The organism is Sphingomonas sp. BK580 (assembly GCF_014194975.1).
Lineage (GTDB): Bacteria > Pseudomonadota > Alphaproteobacteria > Sphingomonadales > Sphingomonadaceae > Sphingomonas.
The window spans coordinates 48,366-69,329 of record NZ_JACIAY010000005.1 but is presented as its reverse complement, the minus strand read 5'-3'; the positions used below and the strand labels follow the sequence as shown (position 1 = coordinate 69,329).

Below are 20,964 nucleotides of genomic sequence, written 5' to 3'. Positions count from 1 at the left end.
GGGAGAATAGGCGCAAGCATATCCGCTTTCGGGATCGGCGGGATCGTCATGGCCGCCAGAATTGTAACAAGAGTCTGTATGCGACTTCGATGCTGATGCGGTATCGTGGGTCACGGGTAGCCTGCTCCGATAAGGGAGCGCAGTCGCGTATCGCAGAGCGTCGATCTTCGACTTCGGGGAGGTGTACCATGAGCTTTAAACTGGAAGGCACGTTGCGTTGGACGAAGGCGAGCGAGCCTGAAATCGCTGCACTCAAGGATCTTCAGGGCAACATCCTCGACGGTCATGGCAGAAAGGCCACCCGACACGTCTTTCTTCGCTTCGGATCGAACGCTGAGGAAGCTCGGGCCTTCGTTCGGGAATACGCCGAGCAGGTCACCTCGGCCTTCAGGCAGCTCACCGAGGCTCAGCGCTTCCGCGCTCATGGCGTGAGCGGACCGCCGTTCATAGGGCTGCTGCTTTCGAGCTCAGGCTACGCGGCGCTGGGCGCGAGCGAGAAGGCGCCGCAGCCCGACGACAAAGGCGCTTTCGCCGAGGGGATGCTCGCGCGATCCGGGCTGCTCGCCGATCCCGAACCGGACCAGCTCGACGAACCCTACCGGCAGAGGATCGACGCCATGGTCCTGATCGGCGGCAACCCCGACGCGCCCGACTCGTGGGAATCCACCGAGGCGGAGAACGCCGAGACGAGGCTTCTTAACATCATGCGAGGGCGTGCCGAGGTCGTCGCGACCGAGATCGGACGCGCGATCTTCCGGGACAACGGCGAGGACGAGTCGGGCATCCACAAGATCGAAGGGATCGAGCACTTCGGCTACGTCGACGGGCGCAGCCAGCCGCTGATGCTCGACGAGCTGATCGAGCGGGAGCGCGACGAGAGCGACGGCATAAGCGTCTGGGATCCAACCTTTCCGATCGGGCAGGTCCTGGTGCCCGACCCGGGCTCTCCCGCGCCCGACACGGCGTTCGGCAGCTTCTTCGTGTTCCGCAAGCTCGAGCAGGACGTGGCCGGCTTCAAGGCCCGTGAGGAGGAGCTGGGGAAGAGCGTCGACCTGGGAGCTCAGGGCGAGCTCATGGTGGCGACCCTGGTCGGCCGGTTCGAGGACGGCACCCCTGTCGTGCTTCAACGTGACGGAGGAGGCGACAACCCGGTCATGAACAACTTCGACTATGCGGGCGACCCGGATGGTCTCAGGTGCCCGCTTCACGCTCACATCCGGAAGACCAATCCGCGCGGCGACAGCGTGCGGCAGTTCGGCGTCAGCCTCGAGGAGGAGCGGTCCCACATCATGGCGCGAAGGGGCATGACGTACGGCCGGCGCGACCGAGTGGTCGATCCGAGCGACGCGCCATCCGGCGGAGTCGGCCTCATGTTCATGGCCTTCTATCGCAATCTGGCGACCGGCTTCGAGTTCACGCAGGCGAGCTGGGCGAACAATCCCGGCTTCGTGCGACCGGGCACGGGGCGCGACCCGATCATAGGTCGGCGCGGCAATAAGGCGCCCGAGGAGCTGACAATTCGAAAGACCTGGGGCAAGCGGGATGCCGAGGTGGCCAAGACCGGCTTCGACGAGTTCGTGCGGCACAAGGGCGGCGAATACTTTTTCGCGCCGTCCATCAGCACCCTGCTGGCGCTCTGACCGTCGAAGGCGGCCCCGACTTCCATCGGACATCCCGCAAGCGAGCCTGAGCGGGATGGGACCAGGGGCATGCGCTTCGTCGTTTCGGGGTCGATGCGCCGGCGGTCAATCCGTTGCCCGCCGGCCTGCAGGCGCCGCGTCCTACCGCTCGCGTCGCCGGGGAGCTCGAGGCAACGGGAGCGTGGCGTCGCCCGCGCGAGCAGGGGCTGAAGCGGCGGCGCCAGCTCTCCGATGCCTTGCTGGAGGAGCGGATCGGCGCGCGGCGCAAGGCCGAGGTGTCGAACACGCCCTACGAGCAGATGAGTCGCTGGTCGTGGTTTCTGCCCATGATAGCGGAGGCTGAGGCGCGATGCCGGCGGCGACGCCGCGCCCCACGCTGACCCGGCTGGACGAGGCCATGCAGGGCTGACCAGCAGCCTGGCCGATCTGCGACGTGCGCGCTCCCGGCCCCCGGCTACCGCATCAACCCGGCGCTCGAGGTAACGAGCGGACCTCCGCTCGTTCAGCCCCGTTGGCCGGATCCTCTGGAGATACCAGGCGCTCGAAGCTTCGGATCAGAGCTCGCGTCTCAGCCAAGGCGTCGTCGGCTGCGGCGTGGAGCGCGCGCAGCGCTTCGGCCGCGGCCTCATGCTTCTCCATCTCGGCCAGCCGAGCATAGGCTTGGTCGAGCAGGGCCTGTGCCCGTTCCACCTCTTCGAAGAGGCTCATGCTGCTACCCGGTTCCCGTTGCGTGACTGACTTGAGCTTCCGCCTAGCGATCCGCCGCGCGGTCCGGAAGGTCCAAGCTTGGCCAAGGCCAAACCCGGCGGAACCAGGCCGGGTCAAGTTGCCGTTGGTCCGCCTTGAGGTGTAGTGCGGCCCCTGGTCGGTGCGAACTGTCGTGACGAGTTACGAGTCAGGCGAGCGTTCGTCGCCCCGTTCGAGCGACGATGTACTGCGCTCGTTCAAAGCTATGCGATATGAAGCGAGGTGTGCGGCTTCTCGCGACTGGTGTTGAACCCTCCGGAAGATTGGCGTCACGCGGATGTAACAATGCGTACCTCATGGCATATGAACATCGGGCGCCGACTTGTGCAGGTTCCTTGTTTCATTCGTTGTTGTCGATCCATGTTGGCGTCCGTTCGCTTTGGCGTTGCCCATCCCGGGTCGACGTGCCACGTCGCGAATGACCAGAAGGAATGTCTGGCGTCATCGGGAGCAAGCAATAATGGCGATTGCACTTCGACCGTTCCTCACGATGCTCGCCGCTGGAGCGGCTGCATTCTCCGGCCATGCTGCTCGAGCCGCGGCGTTCGCCGGCTCGTTCAGCTTCAGCGCCGTCGTCTTCGGAGATCAGCCGAACCTTTTCACGGGCACATTCGCGCTGTCCGAAACCGCTCAGGGCTTCGTTCTGACCGACTTCGACGCCGCGTACCGCGGGACGCGATACGACCTCTCCAACACAAGCCTTCAAGCCGTCAGAGCCGACAGGATCATCATCGGCGGAAACGAGAACGGCGGGCCAGGTAGCATCAGCACCGGATCCGACGACTTCAGGATCTTCCTCAATCCGCTAGCCGGCGCCTTCGTGCGAGGGGACATCGTTGCTCCCACGACCGACATCAACGACCTCGATCTTACTCTGACTCCGAGCGGCACCAGTGCCGTGCCCGAGCCGGCCACTTGGATCACGATGATCTTGGGTTTCGCCCTGATCGGCGGGATGACTCGTCTTCGCAGGGCCGGCCGTCGCGACCTCGCGCATCCAGCCTGATTGCGTTTGTGGATCTCGGCGCCGGCCATGGTCGACGCCGGTCCCCGCTTCACGATCTTTCGCAGGCCGCGGTTAGATCAAGGCACCGCGCTTTCCGCCCAAACGGAGGTGCGACACCCTTCGTCGCAGCGAGAGCGGCATATCTGCCGGCGGCGCTCGTCGATCCTTGTCGCGCGTCCTTTGCCGCCGCAAGGTCAGCGAGATGCTAGGCACGACGATCCTGCTGGCCGCGCGCTCGATCCGGCGACATGCGTTCCGGTCTTTCTTGACCGTGCTCGGCATCGTCATCGGCGTGGCGGCGGTCGTGACGATGGTCACGCTCGGAGACGCGACATCGGCTTCCGTGCAGAAGCAGATCGCCAATCTCGGCACGAACCTGCTGCACGTCCATCCAGGGCAGGCGACCCGCCGCGGCGGGGGTGGGCCACCACCCGCGAGCTTCGATCCCAGCGACGTGGTCGCCATCGAGCGGCAGGTCGGCGGCGTCACCGGCGTGGCGCCGCAGGTGCAGGCTACCTCGGCGGTCTTCTACGAGGGCAACAACTGGTCGACGAGCATCTTCGGCATGGACGCGACTTACTTCGTCATCCAGCCGTGGCCGCTACAGGCGGGGAGGGTGTTCACGCCGGCGGAGGAGAGCGCGGGCAAGGCCGTGTGCGTGATCGGCAGCACCGTCAGCAGGAACCTGTTCAAGGAGCTGGATCCGATCGGCCGGCGCTTCCGCGCGGGACCGGTCAGCTGCGAGGTCATCGGCCTGTTCACCACCAAGGGGCAGGGGCAGTTCGGCGATCAGGACGATCTGGTGATCATGCCGATCAAGACCGTGGCGCGCCGCTTCCTCGGCACGAGGGACATCAAGGCGCTGCTGGTCGGTGTGGATCCGGCCTATGACACCGAGCAGGTCAAAGCGTCGCTCACCGGTCTGCTGCGCGAACGGCGGCATGTGGAAGCGGGAGAGGACGACGACTTCCTCATCATCGATACCCGCCAGATCTCGGAGACCCTATCTGGCACAACCGCCGCCCTTACGCGCATCGTCGCTGCGGTCGCGGCGATCAGCCTCGTCGTCGGCGGCATCGGCATCATGAACGTCATGCTGGTCGCCGTCACCGAGCGCACGCGCGAGATCGGCATCCGGCTCGCGATCGGCGCCGTTGCCCGCGAGGTGCTGCTGCAATTTCTCGTCGAGGCGATGACGCTCTCATGTCTTGGCGGGCTGGCTGGGCTGCTGCTCGCGCAGGTGACTATCGCCGGCCTTTCTCGGCTCATGTCACTGGATTGGTCGTTCAACCCGGCGATCAACGCGCTCGCATTCGGCTTCTCGGCGATGATCGGGATCGTCTTCGGCTTTGTGCCTGCCCGTCGAGCCGCCGGGCTGGACCCGATCGATGCCCTGCGGCACGAGTGAGCCAGCTCACCCGCGACGACCCGTAATCCGCTTGAGAAAGTCGCCTGGCCGAGCCTTTATCGTTCCCTCGGCGCCACTGTTGCCGTCAGCATAGCCGCGACTACGTGCGGGCTCACGTGTTCGAAGTGCAGCTGCCGCCACACCGCCGCCCACGAACGAGCACGAAGGCGCGTGCCGGGCGTTCGTCGACGGCGAGCAAGTGCCTCTTGGCCCAGCCAGCGTCGCCCCGGCCGAGCCTGACAGCCGTTGCGGGTCGGAAGGTCTCGGCAGCGGACTCGGCCTCGTCGCTCGCAAGACGTGGTGGTGGGCCGGCTTTGTAACCCGCGCGCGACGACCATCGGTTATCCGTGATCTGCCGGCGTCGGCGATCTCGGCGAGTCGGTCCGAGGTACGCGCCCCGCCGTAGCCTCATCGGACAAGGATTGGGACCTAATCTTCCTGCCGAATGCAGACGTTGCCTAATCCGTCGCTGCCTCTATAACCGTCCGGTTGGTTATAAATGGCAGAAGAGCGCCTAAGTTAGTCGTCGATCCTTGAGAAAACATTCTTCTCTTCGTGCGAGAGATCTTGCGTTCATTCTGAGCGCGGGCCTGGATCAGCAGCGAAGAGACTCGGTTTGGCATCTCCAACAGCTTCGCTATCGAGATCGCCGCGTCGTTGAAGTGTCGAGCAATACTCGAGTCCGGCAGGCAGTGAGCAGCGCGCCGTCTGTTCGAGACGATCAAGGACGTATACGGCCCGGCGGGCCGCGTCGGAGTAGCGATAGAGATAGATCGGGTCATCGAGTACCCGAACGGTTCGTATTTTTGTCGACTCCATTCAATTGTAGAGAACGCTGGTATCGATTAGTCTTTGAGGGTTAACCAATAGCCGAGCAGACTCTCGAGGATGGTTGCAGAGGCGGGCAGGATGACTTCGTCGGGATTGAAGCGGTGCAATCGCCCGTTCTCTTTCTCGAGGGCTGGATCAATAAGAAATCAAAGGCCGATCGATGCGGCCGTGAGAATCCGATCGGTCTTGAATGCATTCCGCCGTCCCCGGCAGCTGTCCGGCTGACCTGATTGGATGTTTGCGGACCAGCCGCGTTCGGGAAGATGAATGGCGATTGCGGACTATGTTCGCGCTACGCCTTTTTCGGAGACGGCGGTATGTCGAGATGTCCGAATACGGAGAGCGCGGCTGTTTCGACAAGCGGCGGGTGCCTGGATGTGGGCGACGCTCAGCTAGCTGAGGTCAGCAGCAGCTTTTCCATAACGACGAGTTCCAGGTCAGGTCGCAGCGGACGACCGACCGAAGGATCGTCATAGGGGAATGCCAGCGTTTCGCCCGTCGGCACGTAGCCGCGCCGGCGATGCCATGCGATCAATGCCTCGCGCTGCCGGATAACCGCCATTCGCATCCTCGGCGCGTCAGCCGCCCTTGCCTGGCGCTCGACCTCCTGCTTGATCGTCTTGCCGATGCCCGCGGTTTGCTCGTTTGGATCCACGGCGAGCATCGATGTATGCCACGCGCCATCATCATCGATTGCGATATGGATGCAGCCTGCGATCGGACCATCTGCTGGGCTGCGCACCAGAAGGATGCGTCCCCGTTCGAGGAGCGTGCGAACACCTTCCTCGCTTATGCGCGCCCCATCGAGCAAACCACGCTCGTTGGTCCATCCCTCGGCCGCGCCTTCGGCCCGGTATGCCGCGTTGACAACCGACGCGATCTCAGCGGCATCACCCGCAACGGCATCCATGAAGACCATGCCTCTTGCTCCTTAGACCCCGTAACTCGCTAACAGGCGCCCGCAAGCGCGCTTCTTGCGGTATGATGTCGTTGCCCCTCAACCGTGGGCTAACGTGGCGCTAGCAGGATGAGGATTGATAATCGCGCTTCGACCTCCTGCGCCTATTGGCCTGAGGACCCGTACCAGGAACGGTGCCCTTCCAGCGTGCTGAGGACCGTCGCCAACTCTACTTCCCAAGCTGTTCTCGATCGCTCGTTCCTGAGTCTCCAATCTGAAATGGACCATTGGGGAGTCGCGCTGAACGATCGGCCAGCTTTTGGCAGCTCGGCTGGCTCGGTTAGCGGCCTTGATTGGGAGGGAGGTGAAAGGGCAGCTTTCGTACGGTTAGCAGACGTCCCCGCGGCATGCCCCTACGCCAATGTTGCTCGCCCCGTCAGATAACGATATCGGATCCGATCACCAACTCTACTACGAAACGACGAACGACACCGGACCTTTCATTGTGGATCTCGCAGCTCGCAATGAGTGGGGAAGGAGTAGGGCTTTTATCCAGTAGAATTGCTACGGCAGAACGCACGGCTGACTTTCGCGCGGCTAAATAGCTGGCGTGACGCTCTCGCCCAACACTGGTACCCTCTGCATCAGTGATCGCGATCCGGAACCCTGACATACTCCCCGTATCGAATCATCGCCGCCTCCTTGCCGGAATAGGACTTCATGCTCGAACCGCAGCAATCGATTTGCGGAACAGGGCCTTTCACTCAGCGGAAGCTACTTGAGTCGCTGTCTGATGAGAAGCGCTAGCGACGTATGCGCTGATGTCCGCTAATGGCAGAGCGGATCGGCGAAAATTTGCTCGAAAACGCGTTGCTAAGTACAAATGGCACCATCTCAAGCTACAAGGCGCGTGCAACTGTGAACGCCGACGCAGCGGTCATTCCAATGCCAAAGAGAATCGGATGAACGACCGATAATGTGCCTCTGAGTTTGTGCCTTAACGCGCTTTGATTGAAGTATCGTTGTCTCGCCGCAGCGTCTTTCGCCTGTATGGCTCGTGCCCGATAATAGGCCCGTTGCGCATCCGCTCTCCAAAGGATCATGATAGAGGCAACTGACAGCGCGAACATGATAACTCCGATGCAGACGCATATGGTCTCAAACGTAGTGAGTAGCGCCGACTTTTCACCGGTTAGAGTAACAAAAAAGACGCCTACGCCGCCACTTGACAAAGAAAGCATTGTTTTTCGAGCTTCAGTCGCCGATCTCTCCGCGCGGGCATGAAGTCGTGAAACATCGTCATCCATCGCCGCCCCCGAGTTAAAACAAATGCCGATATTGCTCGTTAGCCTATCACCCCATACTTAAAAATTTTAAACCAGGTAACGCCCGCAGCCAAGGCAGCATCAACCGTAATCCCGATGCCCTCCAACGCCCTCGCCAACAAATGAGCTAGGCTAAGTCCGACAGAGCGGTGGCATGATTAACCTTGAGCGTAAGCTGTGACCTTACTGGCACGTTTTCGTCTAACGAGGCAAGCGGCACAGCGGCGCGGAACGCCTGAAAGGATTGGACCGCGGGATGAAAGAACCGTCGGAGTTGAGCGGGGGACAGCTGGCGCTGAAAGGCTGCTTTTAAGCGATTTTTTGGCTGTCCTGCGGCCTGACCGGCTTGCTGGCCTATACAGCAACGTCGCGCTAAGCGAGATCTCAGCGCAGCGGCGGTAAATCTCTCTACGAGGCTGCGTCTGGGGTTTCCGACACGTAGCAGCATATGCATACGCCAAGGCTACTGGCCGGTGCCACCTTGCATCTGACGCAGAACCCGTTGGTTCGAAACAGCTCGGAGTAGAGGTCCGGAGGCGGAAACAGGTCGGTTTCCGACAAGCTCCTCAGAGACACCTTGGATAGTGGTGTTGGTGGCACTCTGCCTTCTTTGGCAGCACGACAACTTTCAGCTCGCTGCTTGAGCAGGAGGCAGGATCGCGCGCTCGTTCTCGCTGCCGACGTTGAGCCCGCCGTGCGGCTCAGCGCGGCCCGGAGACCTCGTGACTTGGAACCCATGGTCCTCTCCTCGCTTAGGCCCACGATCACATAGGTGCGCCAGGGTTGCACCTCTCGAAGGTACGACGGAGACGTGGACGCGTATCCTTGGTGCGCGGCGACAAGACCCTTCCAGTCGTGCAGCTCGCCCTAGATCCCGCAGGCTCTGCCGAGCTGTTTGTTGAAGGTGGTTCGCCAATCTCCTGCACTGATGCGCCTCCCTCGTTTGATCGGTGGTGGTCGGTCAACCAAGGCCGTCGATCCACTTTCTTCCAAAAGGGCTCTTAAGGCGCACCAGCCCGCGGTTGCTGACGAAACCTCGCACGCCAGCCTGCTCCGTTTCCGCTGGGAGCTTCGCGTGACCGCGCAGGATGAAGGTCTCAGCCTTCGGCACGGCTGGCGAGTTCGCTTCGTAGCGCTCCGGCGGCGCGCGCAGCCGGAACGCCTCCTGCCCGAGGGCGCGTCCGCACACGACGACCTCGCTGCCAGCGGCTACGCTCTCGCACGGGCGGACGCGCCCGAGCCGTGTTTCGATCGTCGGACCTGAGATGGCCACTTGGAGTATCAGCCAGACCAGCATCGCGACATCCGCTCCATCTCGCCGAGCGACCGCAAGGGCGTACCACCGTCGACTGGAACAGCATACGCGCCAGTCGAAGGTTCAATTGGAATCACATTCTAGAATGGGCTCACCACCGGCTAAGGGTTTGTGCGGACGGCCGCATCCGCCGGCTCGTCGCCGCGAAGCCGAAGAATGCTGCTTTGACCGGCAGCGCCGTTGTTCCAACCAGGAGATCTGCCACCTGCAGCCTCAGTTCCGCAAGCTTCAGGCTCGGATCGATGTGGGCTGAGCGCATCGACCAGCCATCGAACTGCCGCTGCTCCAGCGAGTCCCGGCATACATAGGACAGCTCTCGATGACGCGTGTCCCGCGCTATCGTGTCCATGAGGCCGTGCACGCTCGAGACCGGCCCTTCGATCGCCTGCATGAAGCGTCGATTGTCGTACAGGAGGACGCCGGTCACTCCGAGATGCAGATTCTTCTCAGCCGCAGCAGATCCGAGCTCCTCCAACTCACCCTTGGTGAGGGCACTCGCGAACCGGCTCATGTAGACGATTAGAAGCATTCGAATGCTATACTATCTTTAAAGCTCCACGTGGGCGTCGAAAGCTCGATTGCTAGTCTGTGTTAGCGAAGTGTTAGCGTTCTCGCTCGCTGCGGGAGTGAGCTTCCGCCTTGAGCCGTTCCATCAGCGACGAGCGGACACCCTGGTCGCGCAGATACAAGCCCGTCGAGATCCTCCGCGACGCGATCAGTGGAAGAGTTCGCCGCGGCTTAGTCGGTCCAGGACGACCTCCATCCTGCGGGCGCGTGTCGCCGGTGTCTTCGCAGTCTGAAGCCGGTAGTAGATCGCATAGAGGTTCCTGCGATCCAAGGTGTGGAAGAAGGTTTTCGCGTTCGGCCTCTTCGCCAAAGCTTCGAGGAAGTCGGCGGGCATGGTCATCGTCGCCGAGCCGCCGTACGCGGTTTCCCAGCGTCCGTCGGCACGCGCGGCGTCCACGTGCGCAAGGCCGGCCGGAGTAATGCGTCCCGCCTCTATGATCCTTTCGGCGTGCTCGCGGTTCTTGGCTGACCAGTTCGAACCGGGGCGGCGCGGCGTGAGGCGCTGAAGGTAGAACTTCTCGTCTCCGGACTGCTTGATGCCGTCAATCCAGCCGTAGCGGATCGCCTCCACCACGCAGTCTTCCCAGGTCACGGACGCGTACCCCGATCCCTTCTTGTAGATGCGGACCCAGAGCTCGCGGCTTGTATCGTGGTTCTCCGCCAGCCAGTCGGCGAGGTCGATGGGCCGTGCGAACGCAAGTGGATCATCGCGGGAGCCCCTCATCGCGCCGGTCCAGCCTCGGCGGGGTTCGCGATCCCGAGACGAGCCCTGCCGATCCATCCAGGGTTCGAGGCGGACTCGGTCGTGACCCTCGGCCCCGCGTGGGAGAACGGGTGCCTCGATGCCAGGCTATCCCCCAAGCGGCTACGACGCGATCTCCGGGCGTTCAGCAAGAAGTCGCCTCGTCGAGATCGTACACGCCGCCCGGCACCGCGGCGACGAAGCGACGCGGCGGGATGGAGGCCGCGGACAAGGCCGTCGCGAGAGCGAGGCGCGGTGCGTCGCGGGCTTCGTCGGTAAGCTGGAACGTGCCCCAGTGAATGCCGAGCGCCTGCCGCGCCTCGACGTCGTTGAAGATGCGCACCGCCTCCGACGGATTAACGTGCTGGTCGCTCATGAACCACCGGGGTTCGTAGGCGCCGATGGGGATTAGGGCCAGGTCCGGCGCGCCTAGCCGCTCGCGCACATGCCGGAAGGCCGCACCGTCCGCGTACCCCGTGTCGCCGACGAACCAGACGGTGCCTGCCGGAGTGCGCAGGAAGTGCCCGCTCCACAGCGCCATGCGGACGTCCGTGGGCCACCGGTTCGCCCAATGGTACGCCGGCGTGAGCGTGGTCTCCAGGCCGTCCCCAAGCGTCAGAGTCTCCCACCAGTCGCCTGCCAGGCAGCGGGCGCCCGGCACCGCCGCGTCGACGATGGCGTCGTTGCCGAGCGGCATCGCCATGAGCGGCTGGTGGACGGCCTGCAGCCGACGGAGCGTGGCAACGTCGAGATGGTCGTAGTGGCAGTGGCTGATGAGCACCACGTCGATCGAGGGAAGGTCGTCGAACGCGATCCCCGGGGCGATCGCCCGCCCCGGGCCGAGCGCAGCGAAGGGGCTGGCGCGCTCGGACCACACGGGATCGGTGAGGACGTTCAGGCCGGCGGCCTGGATCAGGAGAGTGGAGTGGCCCACCATGGTGACGCGCAGGCCCGAGATCCTCGGCTCCGGCCTCGCGGGTGTCACGGCGATCTCGCGGGGCCAGTCGGCCGCCTTGCCCGAGAACCGCCAGCGCAGCAGGTCGAGAAGGCTGCGATCGGTCGAAGGCTGTTCGGGGTTGAAGAACCGCTCCCCATCGAAGTGATCGCTGGGCGGACCTTGGTAGTAGCGGTTTCGCGGCATGCGCCACCGATAGCGCAAACGCCGGGGCAGGGCGACCGGGCGAACCGAGACCGGGCACGCGGACGGCACCGGCATGCCGAGGTCCACGCACGCGCCTCGAGACGACGGTCCTCCTAGAACAAAGGAGCGGCCATCGTCAGCAGATTGTCCACGAATCTCTGCGGCAGCGGGCGGATCGCCACTTCGTTTGGGGCGAGCCTCACGGACTGCCCCAGCCAGCGCTGCTGTTGCCGCCCTACGGCATGCGCCACCTCTGCGCTTTCGAGAAGCACGTTGTTCTCGTAGTTCAGGTCCAGGCTCCGGCGGTCCATGTTCGCCGAGCCTAGGAGCACCAGCGCGTCGTCCACCACAAGCGTCTTCGCGTGGAGTAGGCCGCCCTCGAACTCGTGGATGTCGACGCCGGCGCCCGCGAGGGCCGGGTAGTAGGCGCGCGAGATGGCCCCGGCCATCCAGCTGTCGTTCCGCCGTGGGAAGACGATGGTGACGCGGACGCCCCTTCGTGCGGTCGCGACGAGCGCCTCGAGCAGCGGCGGATCCGGCGCGAAGTAGGGCGTCGTGACGACCGCGCTCTCGCGTGCGGCGGCGAGAACGGAGACGAACACGTCGGACATCGTCGCGCGCGGGGAGAGCGGACCGGTTCCGACCGAGATGGCGGCGAAGCCGCCCGTCGGCGCGCGGACCGGCTCGGCATCGAATACGCGGGTCATGTCCTCGCCGGTCTCCGCCATCCACGCCGAGCAGAAGATGACTTCGGCCTGCCGCGCGACGGGACCCTCGAGCCGGAGGAGGATGTCCACCCAAGGTGCGAAGCGCCGCTTCGGCAGGAACGCGGCATCGGCGCAGTTCTGGCTTCCGCACCAGGTGAGGCGGCCGTCCACGACCACGATCTTGCGGTGGTTGCGCAGGTCGGCGCGCCGACCGACCACGAAGCCGAGGCCGAACGGTATCGGCAGGGACTCGCAGAGGATGGCGCCGGCCTTGCGCATCGCCGCCCACTGCGGGGAGCGGATCAGGGCGCGCGATCCCAGCGCGTCGGCGACGACGCGGCAGGTCACGCCGCGCGCGGCGGCTCGGCAGACCGCCTCGACGATCGTCGACCCGTTGCGGTCGCCCAGCCAGATGTAGAAGGAGAGGTGGACCGTACGGACCGCGGCGTCGATGTCGGCGGCGATCATGTCGATCGCCTCGTCCGATCCGGGTGCGAGCCGTGCCAGGTTGCCGCCCGACGTGGGCCAGCCGCTCGCAGCCTCGCATGTCCTGAACGCGTTCTCGCTGGCCTGGCGCACGACCACGGGGCGGATCGCATCAGGCCGCGCGTAGGGCGCTAGCGCCTCGGCGGCCTTCGTCCAGCGGACTCGGACACGGGGCGAGATCCACGGTTCGCCGAACAGGAGGTAAAGCGCTGTGCCCGCTCCCGGCGCAGCGAGCAGGACGATGAGCCAGGACGCGCGCGCGTACGGTTCGCGCCCTTGGAGCAGAACTGCCCGGATGACGACCGCCACGTGGATCGCTCCGAGCATCAGCCAGACGGCGGTCCTCAGCTCGATCACGGCTTCCCTCCCAGCTGAGACGTCCTCTGGCGCTTAGCAGCGGTCCGCCCGCATCAGTAGCGCCGACGCACATCGCAAGGAGGGCTTGCGCGACGCGCTCGGGCTGTAGGCGACGAGCCGCGGTATGTTCTTCCGCGCCATTCAATGGGAGGTGCATGTGAAACGACTGATCGCCGGATGCCTCTTTCTCGTCGCCACCGCCGCGACACAGGCGGCCGGGGCGCAGGAGCCCAAGCCGACCATCGTCCTCGTCCACGGAGCGTTCGCCGACTCGTCGAGCTGGAACGGGGTGATCTCCCGGCTCGAGGACGACGGCTACCGCGTCATCGCCGCTCCGGACGCGCTGAGGAGCGTTCGGGGAGACGCGCGGATAGTGTCGTCGTTGGTCAGGAGCGTGTCCGGCCCGGTCGTCCTCGTGGGTCATTCCTACGGCGGGTCCGTGATCAGCGAGGCCGCCTCTGAGCAGTCCAACGTGAAGGCGCTCGTCTACGTGGCGGCGTTCGCGCCTGACGCCGGCGAGACGGCCCTCGGTCTCACCGGAAGGTTCGCCGGCAGCACGCTCGCCGCGGCGCTGAGCGCTCCGGTGCCGCTCGGCTCCGGCGTCAGCGACCTCTACATAGACAGGGACAAGTTCCGAGCGCAGTTCGCGGCGGACGTTCCGCCCGAGACCGCCAGGCTGATGGCTGCGGGCCAGCGGCCGATTGCGGACGCGGCGCTGAAGGAGCCGTCGGGGGCGCCGGCGTGGCGCAGGCTGCCCTCCTGGTTCGTCTTCGGCGATCAGGACAGGAACATTCCCGTCGCAGCCCACCGCTTCATGGCGAAACGGGCGGGCGCGAAGGCCACGCTGCAGGTCGAGGGCGGGTCCCACGTCGTCATGGTGTCGCATCCGGGCGAGGTCGCGCGGCTGATCGAGCAGGCCGCGGCGGCCCGCTGAAGGGAGGTCCCCCCGCCGTCCGTCCGCCGCAGCGGCGGTGGCGCACCGGCCGGACGGCGGAAGGCGTGCTTGCGCGTCGCGCAAGCACGCCGAGCCGCACGTGTCCGTACAGCGAGGCGTGGAAAACCGCCTGCTTCCGCCGAGCGCCTGGACCTCGGCCTTTGTCGCTGCCGCGATAGGCTTCGGCGCCACCGTGCCGCTGGTGGCGCTCGCGCTTCATGGGCTGGGCGCCACCGTGGCGCAGGCGGCGTCGGCGATCACGGCGCTGTGCCTCGCCATATCCGCCGCGAGCGCCATCACGTCCATCCGGCTGCGGATGCCGGTGACGTTCGGCTGGTCAACGCCGGGAGCCGCGCTGCTGGCCGCCGCCGCGCCGACGGTCGGCTGGCAGGCGATCGTCGGCGCGTTCGTCGCCGCTGCGTCGATGAACGTGGTCCTCGCATCCGTGCCGCCGCTCGACCGGCTCGCCGGGCGTATACCGAAGCAGGTGTCCTCGGCGCTGCTCGCGGGAGTCCTGCTCCCGTTCTGCCTGGCGTTCTTCGGGGCGGCGGGCGCAAGGCCGCTTCTGGTAGCCGCCGTGCTTCTCGTCTTCCTCGCCTTCCGACATCGCGCGACCCGCTACGCCATACCGGCCGCCATGTGCGCCGGACTTGTCCTTCTCGTTCTTCGTGGGGACGTCGCGCCGCCTCCCTCCGGCGTCTCGGCCACCGGCCTGATTCTCACGACGCCGATCCTCTCGCCGGCGGCGGTCGTCGCCATCGGACTGCCGCTCTTCCTGGTCACGCTCGCCTCGCAGAACCTGCCGGGCGTCGTGGTGCTGAGAGCGGCGGGATACGACCCGCCGGCGCGCGCCCTACTACTCTGCGCAGGGGTGGCCAGCCTGGCCGCCGCGCCGTTCGGCGGGCACGCCGTCAACCTCGCGGCGGTGACCTCGGCGATCTGCACGAGCGAGGATGCGCATCCGAGCCATGAGCGCAGATGGGTGGTCGGCGTGATCTACGGCGGCTTCTACGGCATGTTCGGGCTGTTCTCGCCGACGCTGGTCCATCTGTTCCTCGCCATGCGCCCCGAAGTTCTGGCGGTCCTGACCGGCGTGGCGCTGCTGCCGGCGCTCGTCACCTCTCTGGAAGGAAGCCTCGACGGGGGCGGGGACCGCGACGCCGCCATCGTGACCCTCCTCGCGACCGCATCCGGGTTCACGCTGTTCGGTCTCGGAGCCGCCTTCTGGGGCCTCGTCTCCGGTCTCGCGGCGACGATGCTGGCGCGCCTCGCGACTAGGCGCCGGTCGTCCCGGTCCCTCTAGGAGAGTCGGTGGTCTGGACCTCAGCGCCGGATTGGAGCGCCGCGCGATCGAGGGTCAAGCCTCCCGCTGATCGCGGCCGGTGGCGACCACGTTCGCCACGTCTGCGACCAGGCGCTTGCCGGTGGGCGCCGACGCGGTCCTGGGCCAGCGGGCGCAGACGAAGCGGTCCTTTGGCTTCGCGATGATCGAGACCTGGTCGCCTTGGTTGCCGCCGAGCAGCAGATAGTTCCCGTTGCGGTCCTCGCCGACGTAGAACCCTACGTGGCCCTTCCCGCTCTTCCTGTCTTCGCGCCAGAACACCATGACCGCTCCGGTCTGCGGCTCCGCCTTCTCGCCGAAGCGCTCGAACTGGCGCGCGCCGAGCGGGTTCGCGGGCAGCGGCTCCTGCGGCAGCTGGGAGGCGATGCAGTGGCTGACGAAGAGGCCGCACCACGGCACGTCGTCGTCGGAGTACGGGATCTGCAGGTCGCGGGCGAACTGGAGGATCTGCTCGTTGCTGCCGGCGCTCGTGTCCTCCTTCAAGCCGACGAGCCGGTAGGCCTCGTCCAGCCATGGCAGCGAAGACCCGAGCGTCAGATCCTCCACGGCGGCCTCAGGCATCAGCTCGGCGAGGGTCTGGCTTCCCACGATGCCGTCGGGCTTCAGCTTGCGGGCGCTCTGGAAGGCCATGATGGCAGCCGCGGTCCGGCGTCCCCTTTGGCCATCGAGCGGGCCCGGATCGAAGCCTTTCGCCTGGAGCGCCTTCTGTATGTCGAGCATGGTCGTGGTCATGACTTCCCCCGCTTTGAAGATTTGAACAAAGACGACGGACCCCGCGGCTGACGTCGCTGCCGCCCGCTCAGCTTCTCAGAGTGATCTCGCCCTGATCGCCGTAGTCGTGCCCGCAGCCCTTGCAGAGCGGGCCTAGGTACACTCCGGGCTGTGCGGAATCGAAGTCCGGCAGCGTCTCGCCAGCGCTGCGGCGATCCTTTCGAAAGAGGCTGAGCGCGCTTGAGGTGCCCGCGCCCACCACGCCGTCGATGCCCCGCGGATTGTAGCCAAGGTACGTCAGGTATGCCTGGATCTGCCGGATCGCCACGCTAGGTAGGCTCCCGCCTTCCGCGAACGCGCCGAAGGTAGCTTTGAGCTTCTTGTCATATCCATGCTTCGCGTAGTCTGATCCGTTGTAGAAGAACGCTACGGTCCGCCAATCTTGTCCTTGATAGGCCCGGCGAAGATCCGTTCTGGTGGAGATGAACTTCGCGCAGCCGAGTAGTTGTGCGTCTTCGCTTTCGGCGAACGCGTCGATTATGGCTTCGACGTCGCTGTAGCCCGCTCGTCGAGCGTTGAAGCCCATGACTTGCCCCAGCCCCCACGACGCGCTCTCCAGCGCGGCTCTACGGTCCAGCAGCATGGCGCGTTTCAGGCGCTGGTACTCGGCCGCGCCGCCGAGATAGCCGCCGGGTTTCGGATCGCTGAGATCCGGGTGGCTGTGCCGGTAGCGCCCTCCCGTCCGTCCGTTGAAGACGTGCCGCTCGAAGAGGATCTTGGGGCGGCGGTCGGGGAGGAAGCCGAAGCCGCGGGTCTCGACGCCGATTAGCGCCCAAAGCGCCGGCTCGACTCCACCGGCTTCGGCAATGAACGCGTCCACGCCGCTTTGCGACAGCGGCAGTCCGCTGCCGTCGAAGATGTCCTTCATGCCGCTGCCTCCTTGTTCGGCGTCGTCACGGGAGCGCGACTGGGGCGAGGTCGTTGTCGAAGCTGAGGGTGATCGTCTTCTCGTATCTGCGCCGCAGGCCGAGCGCGTTGCGGCTGGTCACCTGGACCGTGTGCGGCACGCCCATCTCGAGCGGGATCTCGATCAGTCCGTCCACCGGAAGCGGCTCGGGCTTCCCGTTGACGAACAGCTCGGGAGATTGGAGCTGATCGACGCCGACCGCGAGGCGCACGTGGCCGAGAGGCGGCCCCTCTCTGCCCGGCTGCTCGGGCGCCGGCGGCGCGGCCGCACGAGGAGCGGTCTCGTCGAGCTGCTCGGCGACGGGCTTCCCGCCCCTGCGATCCTCCGAACCTTCCGGAGGACTCTTCTCGTAGGGCTTGACCGTCGCCCTGATCACCATGAACTTGTTCAGCACGTCGAACCAGAAGGGCGCCCCCAGCGAGACGGCGATGGCAGTTAGGAGCCACCCTGCCACCATGAGCGCTATCCGTCCGACGCCATCCTCGGATGCATCACGGGCGGCCTTCCCGCCCGCTGCCGGGTCTGGTTGCGTACCCCAACCGATGAGGGTGCCCAAGCTCGCCTTGGCGTCCTCGATGTCTTTCTGGTCAGGTGGCGTCGGCCGACCCGGGTTGAGCGCATGGCGCTGGTCTTCGGCTCTCAGAAGGATCTGCTGTCGCACCGAGTTGTTGGAGGCGAGCGTGCTGGCGATACGGACTGCGTCGATGTTGAAGCCGACGGCGGTGACCAGGCCTATGAGGATCAGCACCAGCTGGCTCTCGCGCTTGTACCAGCCGCTCACCCGGTCCATTCCCGCGTCGAACCATGCCTCGAGGCTCTTGCGCGCCCGATCGAAGTCGTTCCCTCCTTCGGCGAGCGCGACGAGGATTGCGTCGCGGACCTTGCCGGGACGAAGCGTCATGGCGTTCGCCCGCAGCGTCTCCATGAGTTGCGAGTCGGACGCCCTCTGATCCCCGCCGCCCGCGCCGACGAGGTCCAGCAGCGCGATGGCGAAGTTGCGGGAGGGTATGTAGGCGGGAAAGCGCGACAGCAGCGGCAGCCGCTTGGCCTCCTCCTTGATGACGAAGCCGTTCTGCTGCACCTGCGTCTGTCTGCGTCGGGTGGACAGCGGATTCTTTCTGAGGAAAGGGACCAGCTTCGTCGGATCGTAGACCCCGTCGAAGAGCCCGTAGAGCTGCGGATGGTCGAAGAGCGACTTCGTAGCGAGTGTTCCCGTCGGATCGTCGAGTAGCTGCCTGATGCCGCGCTCGAGATGGATGGCGCGGGTCTTGAGCAGGCCCTCGATCATCTCTCGCACGGCCGTTGCGAGCAGACTGGCGACGAGGAAGACGAACGCGAGACCGATCCCGATCTCGAGCACCTGAGAGTTGAACATCCGGGCCCCCATGTTTGCCGGATTGCGGATAGGTCTTTTCTCGTTGCGACCCGCAGCTATTCAACTTGCTCTTTCATAGCGTCCGCCAAGCCTCTAAGCAACTGCTGGCACGGTCTTGTAAATTATCTCGGGAGCTCGCTTCCGTATAGCATCGGCTTGGCTTCGCGCGCTTAGGGCGTGTCCGCCAGGGACTCTTAGGCAGCGCGTCAAGGTTGGTGCGTACTCCGAGGTGAGCCGCCCCCCCCCGACCAGCCGCAGTTCGTTCAAGTCCTCAGGGCGATCGCTCGTCGAACAATTGGCCTCTCACCTGATTGATGCTGTCAGGGCCTCTTCGACGCGGCGGGCCAAGGAAGACAGTTCGTCTTGGCGCGTGTCGTCGAGGAGCTTCAGGTCGGGCCTTTCGTCGAGAGCGTCGAGAAGCTCGTAGGCGAGCTCCACCTTGTCCATCTCGCGACCAGTCGCTGCCCGGAAGGCTCCTCGGAGGTTCTTGGTCCGATGCTCATGACTGAGATCGCCGACCTCTAGCCTTCGCCCATTTGGGCTGTACTTGGCGATCAGCGCGTTGGCGGCGTCGAGGAGAAGGCCGGGGTTCAGGAAGTCCTCTGTCTCGACGGCTTGGCCGTTGGCGCTGACTAGTAGAAAGATGCGGCTGGTCGGAATGGCAGCTGCGCCGAGATGTCCCGCGATCGCCTCCCCTGCCGCGTCGCCATCGACGAGGTAGCACACGTTAGCGGCCTGTGAAGGCATCGTAGGCGCGAGCGTGCGGGCGGCCGACGACAGGCCCGGAACGAACTGGTAGCCGAGAGCATCCCTCTTCAGCGCTTCGCGGAACATCGTGGGCAGCAGAAGCATGTCGCTGGGTCCTTCGACGCAGACGGCGCGCCGTGTGGGGAAGAAGGCCAGGGTTGCGGCGCCGAGACCGAACAGCAGTGGGGAAAAGCCGCTGGCTGATCGTTGCCAGAACTTGTTTACGATCCTGCTGCAGGCTGGCTCCTCGGCGATCGGCTCGATCAGCCGCACGCCGTGACCGAGATCCTCTGGAAGGCAGCCGGCGGAATGCGTCGTGTAGATGACCTTCGACGCGAGCCGCTGCCTGGCAAGCATCTGCACGAGGTCCGCCTGCGCATCGTAGTGCAGCCGTTGCTCGGCCTCGTCTATTAGCAGGATGAATTCGGCAGCATGCGCCCGCGAAGCGAAGGCGTGCAGGGCGACGAACTGCCGAAGACCGTCGCTCCGCTCCGCGAGCCTGGTGTAGCGATCGTCCTCGTTCACCACCTGCACCTCGAGCAGGTCTGTCGACAGTCGTAGTGCGACCGTCACTCCGGATTGCCTCCAGGCCTCCTTGAACGAGCGCTCGAGCGTTCGGTTCGCCCGCCGTTCGATGGTGGTGAGGTCGTCGCGTGCGTCGCGCGCGATGGCCGACAGCATTTCCGCGACGTCCAGCCCGGCGACGGCGAGTAGCGACTCCAGGGCTTTCGGAACCGCTTTGGACAGGGAGGACATCGCGTACGATGACGACAGGTTCCGTGCCTCCTCGTCGAAGAACAGAAATTTGGGCACGCTTGGAAATAGTGCGGTAATGGCATGCCTGATGGGTGAGGGGGCGCTTTCGAGTGAGGACATCTCGGTCCAGACCTGCAGCGCCGCTTCGATCTGCAGAAAACGTTCTCGCGGCTCCTCTCCGACAGCGGCCAGCTCGGTGACTACCTTGGCGATCAGGTCCAAGGCTTTCTTGCTTAAATCAGGGCCTTTGTCGGTGATTGCTGCGACAGCCTCGGTCCACAGCTCTTCGAGATCAGGCGTCTCCCAACTCAGGGCCTCCATGCATTCCTTGTTGTGCAGTACCGCGTTCGCGATCTCGACGGCCTCTTTCCGGTGAGCGGTACTACGCGGCGGCGGCATCGGCCGAAAGCCGTAGGACAGATCCCCCTCATAATTTTTTCGGACGCGCATCCAAGCGGGATAAGGAAGGTGCGCGAGCGCCGTCTCGGCTTTCGTCAGCAGAAACAAGGCAACTAGCTCCGTCTCCTCCGTTACGCATCCGCGGGCATGATCGCTCTGCTCGAACGAGTCGTTCGAATTCATGCCGCTCAATGCCGAGAGTAGCGAAGACTTGCCTGCTTCGTTCGGTCCGACGAGCGCCACGAGCTTTCCATTCGTTCGAAGCGTGGTTTGGGCGCGGAATCGGCGATAGCCTTTCACGGCGAAGGAGAAGAGGTCCAACGTAGCTCCTTGTTCGCAGCCCGGCGATATGCCGCGCGATCTGCGAAGCATGACTCGCTCCGCAGGCTAGCCCGAGTCGATGGCGCTGACGAGTATGCATCGCGAGAGGACCGAGGAGCGTTCGAAGCGCTTGGACATGCGACCGGCAAGTGACGTTAGAGCCTCACGAAGGCCCGAAAGGCTCATACGGCGTGCCTGTAGGGGAGGGCGCGCTCAACAAGCGTCTATGAAGCCCATCCATG

The 20,964-nt window shown here is 64.9% G+C and carries 15 protein-coding genes and 1 pseudogene; 5 read left to right on the top strand and 11 right to left on the bottom strand.

Annotation, left to right across the window (positions count from 1 at the left end; all coding sequences use genetic code 11):
* Nucleotides 1-188: 188 nt before the first annotated feature.
* Nucleotides 189-1,640 carry a peroxidase gene (locus tag FHY05_RS10840; protein WP_183944418.1) on the top strand — a complete coding sequence of 484 codons (1,452 nt, stop codon included), beginning with the start codon at nt 189-191 and terminating at the stop codon, nt 1,638-1,640.
* 462 nt (nt 1,641-2,102) lie between these two features.
* Here FHY05_RS10840 and FHY05_RS10835 read toward each other — a convergent pair whose 3' ends face one another.
* On the bottom strand, nt 2,103-2,348 hold the full coding sequence (locus tag FHY05_RS10835) for a hypothetical protein (protein WP_183944417.1): 246 nt from the start codon (nt 2,346-2,348) through the stop codon (nt 2,103-2,105).
* Nucleotides 2,349-3,279: 931 nt separating this feature from the next.
* Here FHY05_RS10835 and FHY05_RS22870 point away from each other — a divergent pair.
* Together FHY05_RS22870 and FHY05_RS10825 are read left to right on the top strand one after the other, a co-directional pair.
* Nucleotides 3,280-3,393 (top strand): annotated as a pseudogene (locus tag FHY05_RS22870) (PEPxxWA-CTERM sorting domain-containing protein); the annotation flags it as partial.
* A 202-nt stretch (nt 3,394-3,595) separates the two neighbouring features.
* On the top strand, nt 3,596-4,801 hold the full coding sequence (locus FHY05_RS10825) for an ABC transporter permease (protein WP_183944415.1): 1,206 nt from the start codon (nt 3,596-3,598) through the stop codon (nt 4,799-4,801).
* Between the two features lie 1,219 nt (nt 4,802-6,020).
* Here the strand turns inward: FHY05_RS10825 and FHY05_RS10820 are convergent.
* The 6 genes from FHY05_RS10820 to FHY05_RS10795 all read right to left on the bottom strand — a co-directional run bounded on the left by FHY05_RS10820 (nt 6,021) and on the right by FHY05_RS10795 (nt 13,170).
* Nucleotides 6,021-6,551, bottom strand: coding sequence for a GNAT family N-acetyltransferase (locus tag FHY05_RS10820; RefSeq protein WP_183944414.1), 531 nt, complete (start codon nt 6,549-6,551; stop codon nt 6,021-6,023).
* Between the two features lie 2,265 nt (nt 6,552-8,816).
* A complete protein-coding gene (locus FHY05_RS10815; RefSeq protein ID WP_183944413.1) occupies nt 8,817-9,152 on the bottom strand; it encodes a hypothetical protein in 336 nt (111 codons plus the stop codon).
* Nucleotides 9,153-9,261: 109 nt separating this feature from the next.
* On the bottom strand, nt 9,262-9,699 hold the full coding sequence (locus FHY05_RS10810; protein WP_183944412.1) for a BLUF domain-containing protein: 438 nt from the start codon (nt 9,697-9,699) through the stop codon (nt 9,262-9,264).
* A gap of 186 nt (nt 9,700-9,885) precedes the next feature.
* Nucleotides 9,886-10,461: a YdeI family protein gene (locus FHY05_RS22500; protein WP_183944411.1), complete on the bottom strand. Its 576-nt coding sequence runs from the start codon at nt 10,459-10,461 to the stop codon at nt 9,886-9,888.
* A 163-nt stretch (nt 10,462-10,624) separates the two neighbouring features.
* Nucleotides 10,625-11,707, bottom strand: a complete 1,083-nt coding sequence (locus tag FHY05_RS10800; protein ID WP_311732447.1) for an MBL fold metallo-hydrolase — start codon at nt 11,705-11,707, stop codon at nt 10,625-10,627.
* A 26-nt stretch (nt 11,708-11,733) separates the two neighbouring features.
* Nucleotides 11,734-13,170, bottom strand: coding sequence for a phospholipase D-like domain-containing protein (locus FHY05_RS10795; protein ID WP_183944410.1), 1,437 nt, complete (start codon nt 13,168-13,170; stop codon nt 11,734-11,736).
* Nucleotides 13,171-13,294: 124 nt separating this feature from the next.
* On the opposite strand from FHY05_RS10795, the gene FHY05_RS10790 reads away from it, so the two are divergent.
* Nucleotides 13,295-14,104, top strand: a complete 810-nt coding sequence (locus tag FHY05_RS10790) for an alpha/beta fold hydrolase (RefSeq protein ID WP_183944409.1) — start codon at nt 13,295-13,297, stop codon at nt 14,102-14,104.
* A gap of 118 nt (nt 14,105-14,222) precedes the next feature.
* Complete coding sequence (locus FHY05_RS10785; RefSeq protein ID WP_183944408.1) at nt 14,223-15,407, top strand: benzoate/H(+) symporter BenE family transporter; 1,185 nt, start codon at nt 14,223-14,225, stop codon at nt 15,405-15,407.
* Nucleotides 15,408-15,461: 54 nt separating this feature from the next.
* Here the strand turns inward: FHY05_RS10785 and FHY05_RS10780 are convergent, their stop codons facing one another.
* The 4 genes from FHY05_RS10780 to FHY05_RS10765 all read right to left on the bottom strand — a co-directional run bounded on the left by FHY05_RS10780 (nt 15,462) and on the right by FHY05_RS10765 (nt 20,722).
* Nucleotides 15,462-16,178 (bottom strand): TIGR02594 family protein, encoded by a 717-nt coding sequence (locus FHY05_RS10780; RefSeq protein WP_183944407.1) that lies wholly within the window; start codon nt 16,176-16,178, stop codon nt 15,462-15,464.
* A 67-nt stretch (nt 16,179-16,245) separates the two neighbouring features.
* Nucleotides 16,246-17,085, bottom strand: a complete 840-nt coding sequence (locus FHY05_RS10775) for an N-acetylmuramidase domain-containing protein (protein WP_183944406.1) — start codon at nt 17,083-17,085, stop codon at nt 16,246-16,248.
* 25 nt (nt 17,086-17,110) lie between these two features.
* Complete coding sequence (locus tag FHY05_RS10770; protein ID WP_183944405.1) at nt 17,111-18,499, bottom strand: hypothetical protein; 1,389 nt, start codon at nt 18,497-18,499, stop codon at nt 17,111-17,113.
* A gap of 303 nt (nt 18,500-18,802) precedes the next feature.
* Complete coding sequence (locus tag FHY05_RS10765) at nt 18,803-20,722, bottom strand: AAA family ATPase (protein ID WP_183944404.1); 1,920 nt, start codon at nt 20,720-20,722, stop codon at nt 18,803-18,805.
* Nucleotides 20,723-20,964: the final 242 nt, after the last annotated feature.

Bases quoted from the DNA above. Each gene is read 5' to 3' on its own strand.
- FHY05_RS10840 (WP_183944418.1), top strand. From the start codon at position 189: ATGAGCTTTAAACTGGAAGGCACGTTGCGTTGGACGAAGGCGAGCGAG.
- FHY05_RS10835 (WP_183944417.1), bottom strand. From the start codon at position 2,348: ATGAGCCTCTTCGAAGAGGTGGAACGGGCACAGGCCCTGCTCGACCAA.
- FHY05_RS10825 (WP_183944415.1), top strand. From the start codon at position 3,596: ATGCTAGGCACGACGATCCTGCTGGCCGCGCGCTCGATCCGGCGACAT.
- FHY05_RS10820 (WP_183944414.1), bottom strand. From the start codon at position 6,551: ATGGTCTTCATGGATGCCGTTGCGGGTGATGCCGCTGAGATCGCGTCG.
- FHY05_RS10815 (WP_183944413.1), bottom strand. From the start codon at position 9,152: ATGCTGGTCTGGCTGATACTCCAAGTGGCCATCTCAGGTCCGACGATC.
- FHY05_RS10810 (WP_183944412.1), bottom strand. From the start codon at position 9,699: ATGCTTCTAATCGTCTACATGAGCCGGTTCGCGAGTGCCCTCACCAAG.
- FHY05_RS22500 (WP_183944411.1), bottom strand. From the start codon at position 10,461: ATGAGGGGCTCCCGCGATGATCCACTTGCGTTCGCACGGCCCATCGAC.
- FHY05_RS10790 (WP_183944409.1), top strand. From the start codon at position 13,295: ATGTTCTTCCGCGCCATTCAATGGGAGGTGCATGTGAAACGACTGATC.
- FHY05_RS10780 (WP_183944407.1), bottom strand. From the start codon at position 16,178: ATGACCACGACCATGCTCGACATACAGAAGGCGCTCCAGGCGAAAGGC.
- FHY05_RS10775 (WP_183944406.1), bottom strand. From the start codon at position 17,085: ATGAAGGACATCTTCGACGGCAGCGGACTGCCGCTGTCGCAAAGCGGC.
- FHY05_RS10770 (WP_183944405.1), bottom strand. From the start codon at position 18,499: ATGTTCAACTCTCAGGTGCTCGAGATCGGGATCGGTCTCGCGTTCGTC.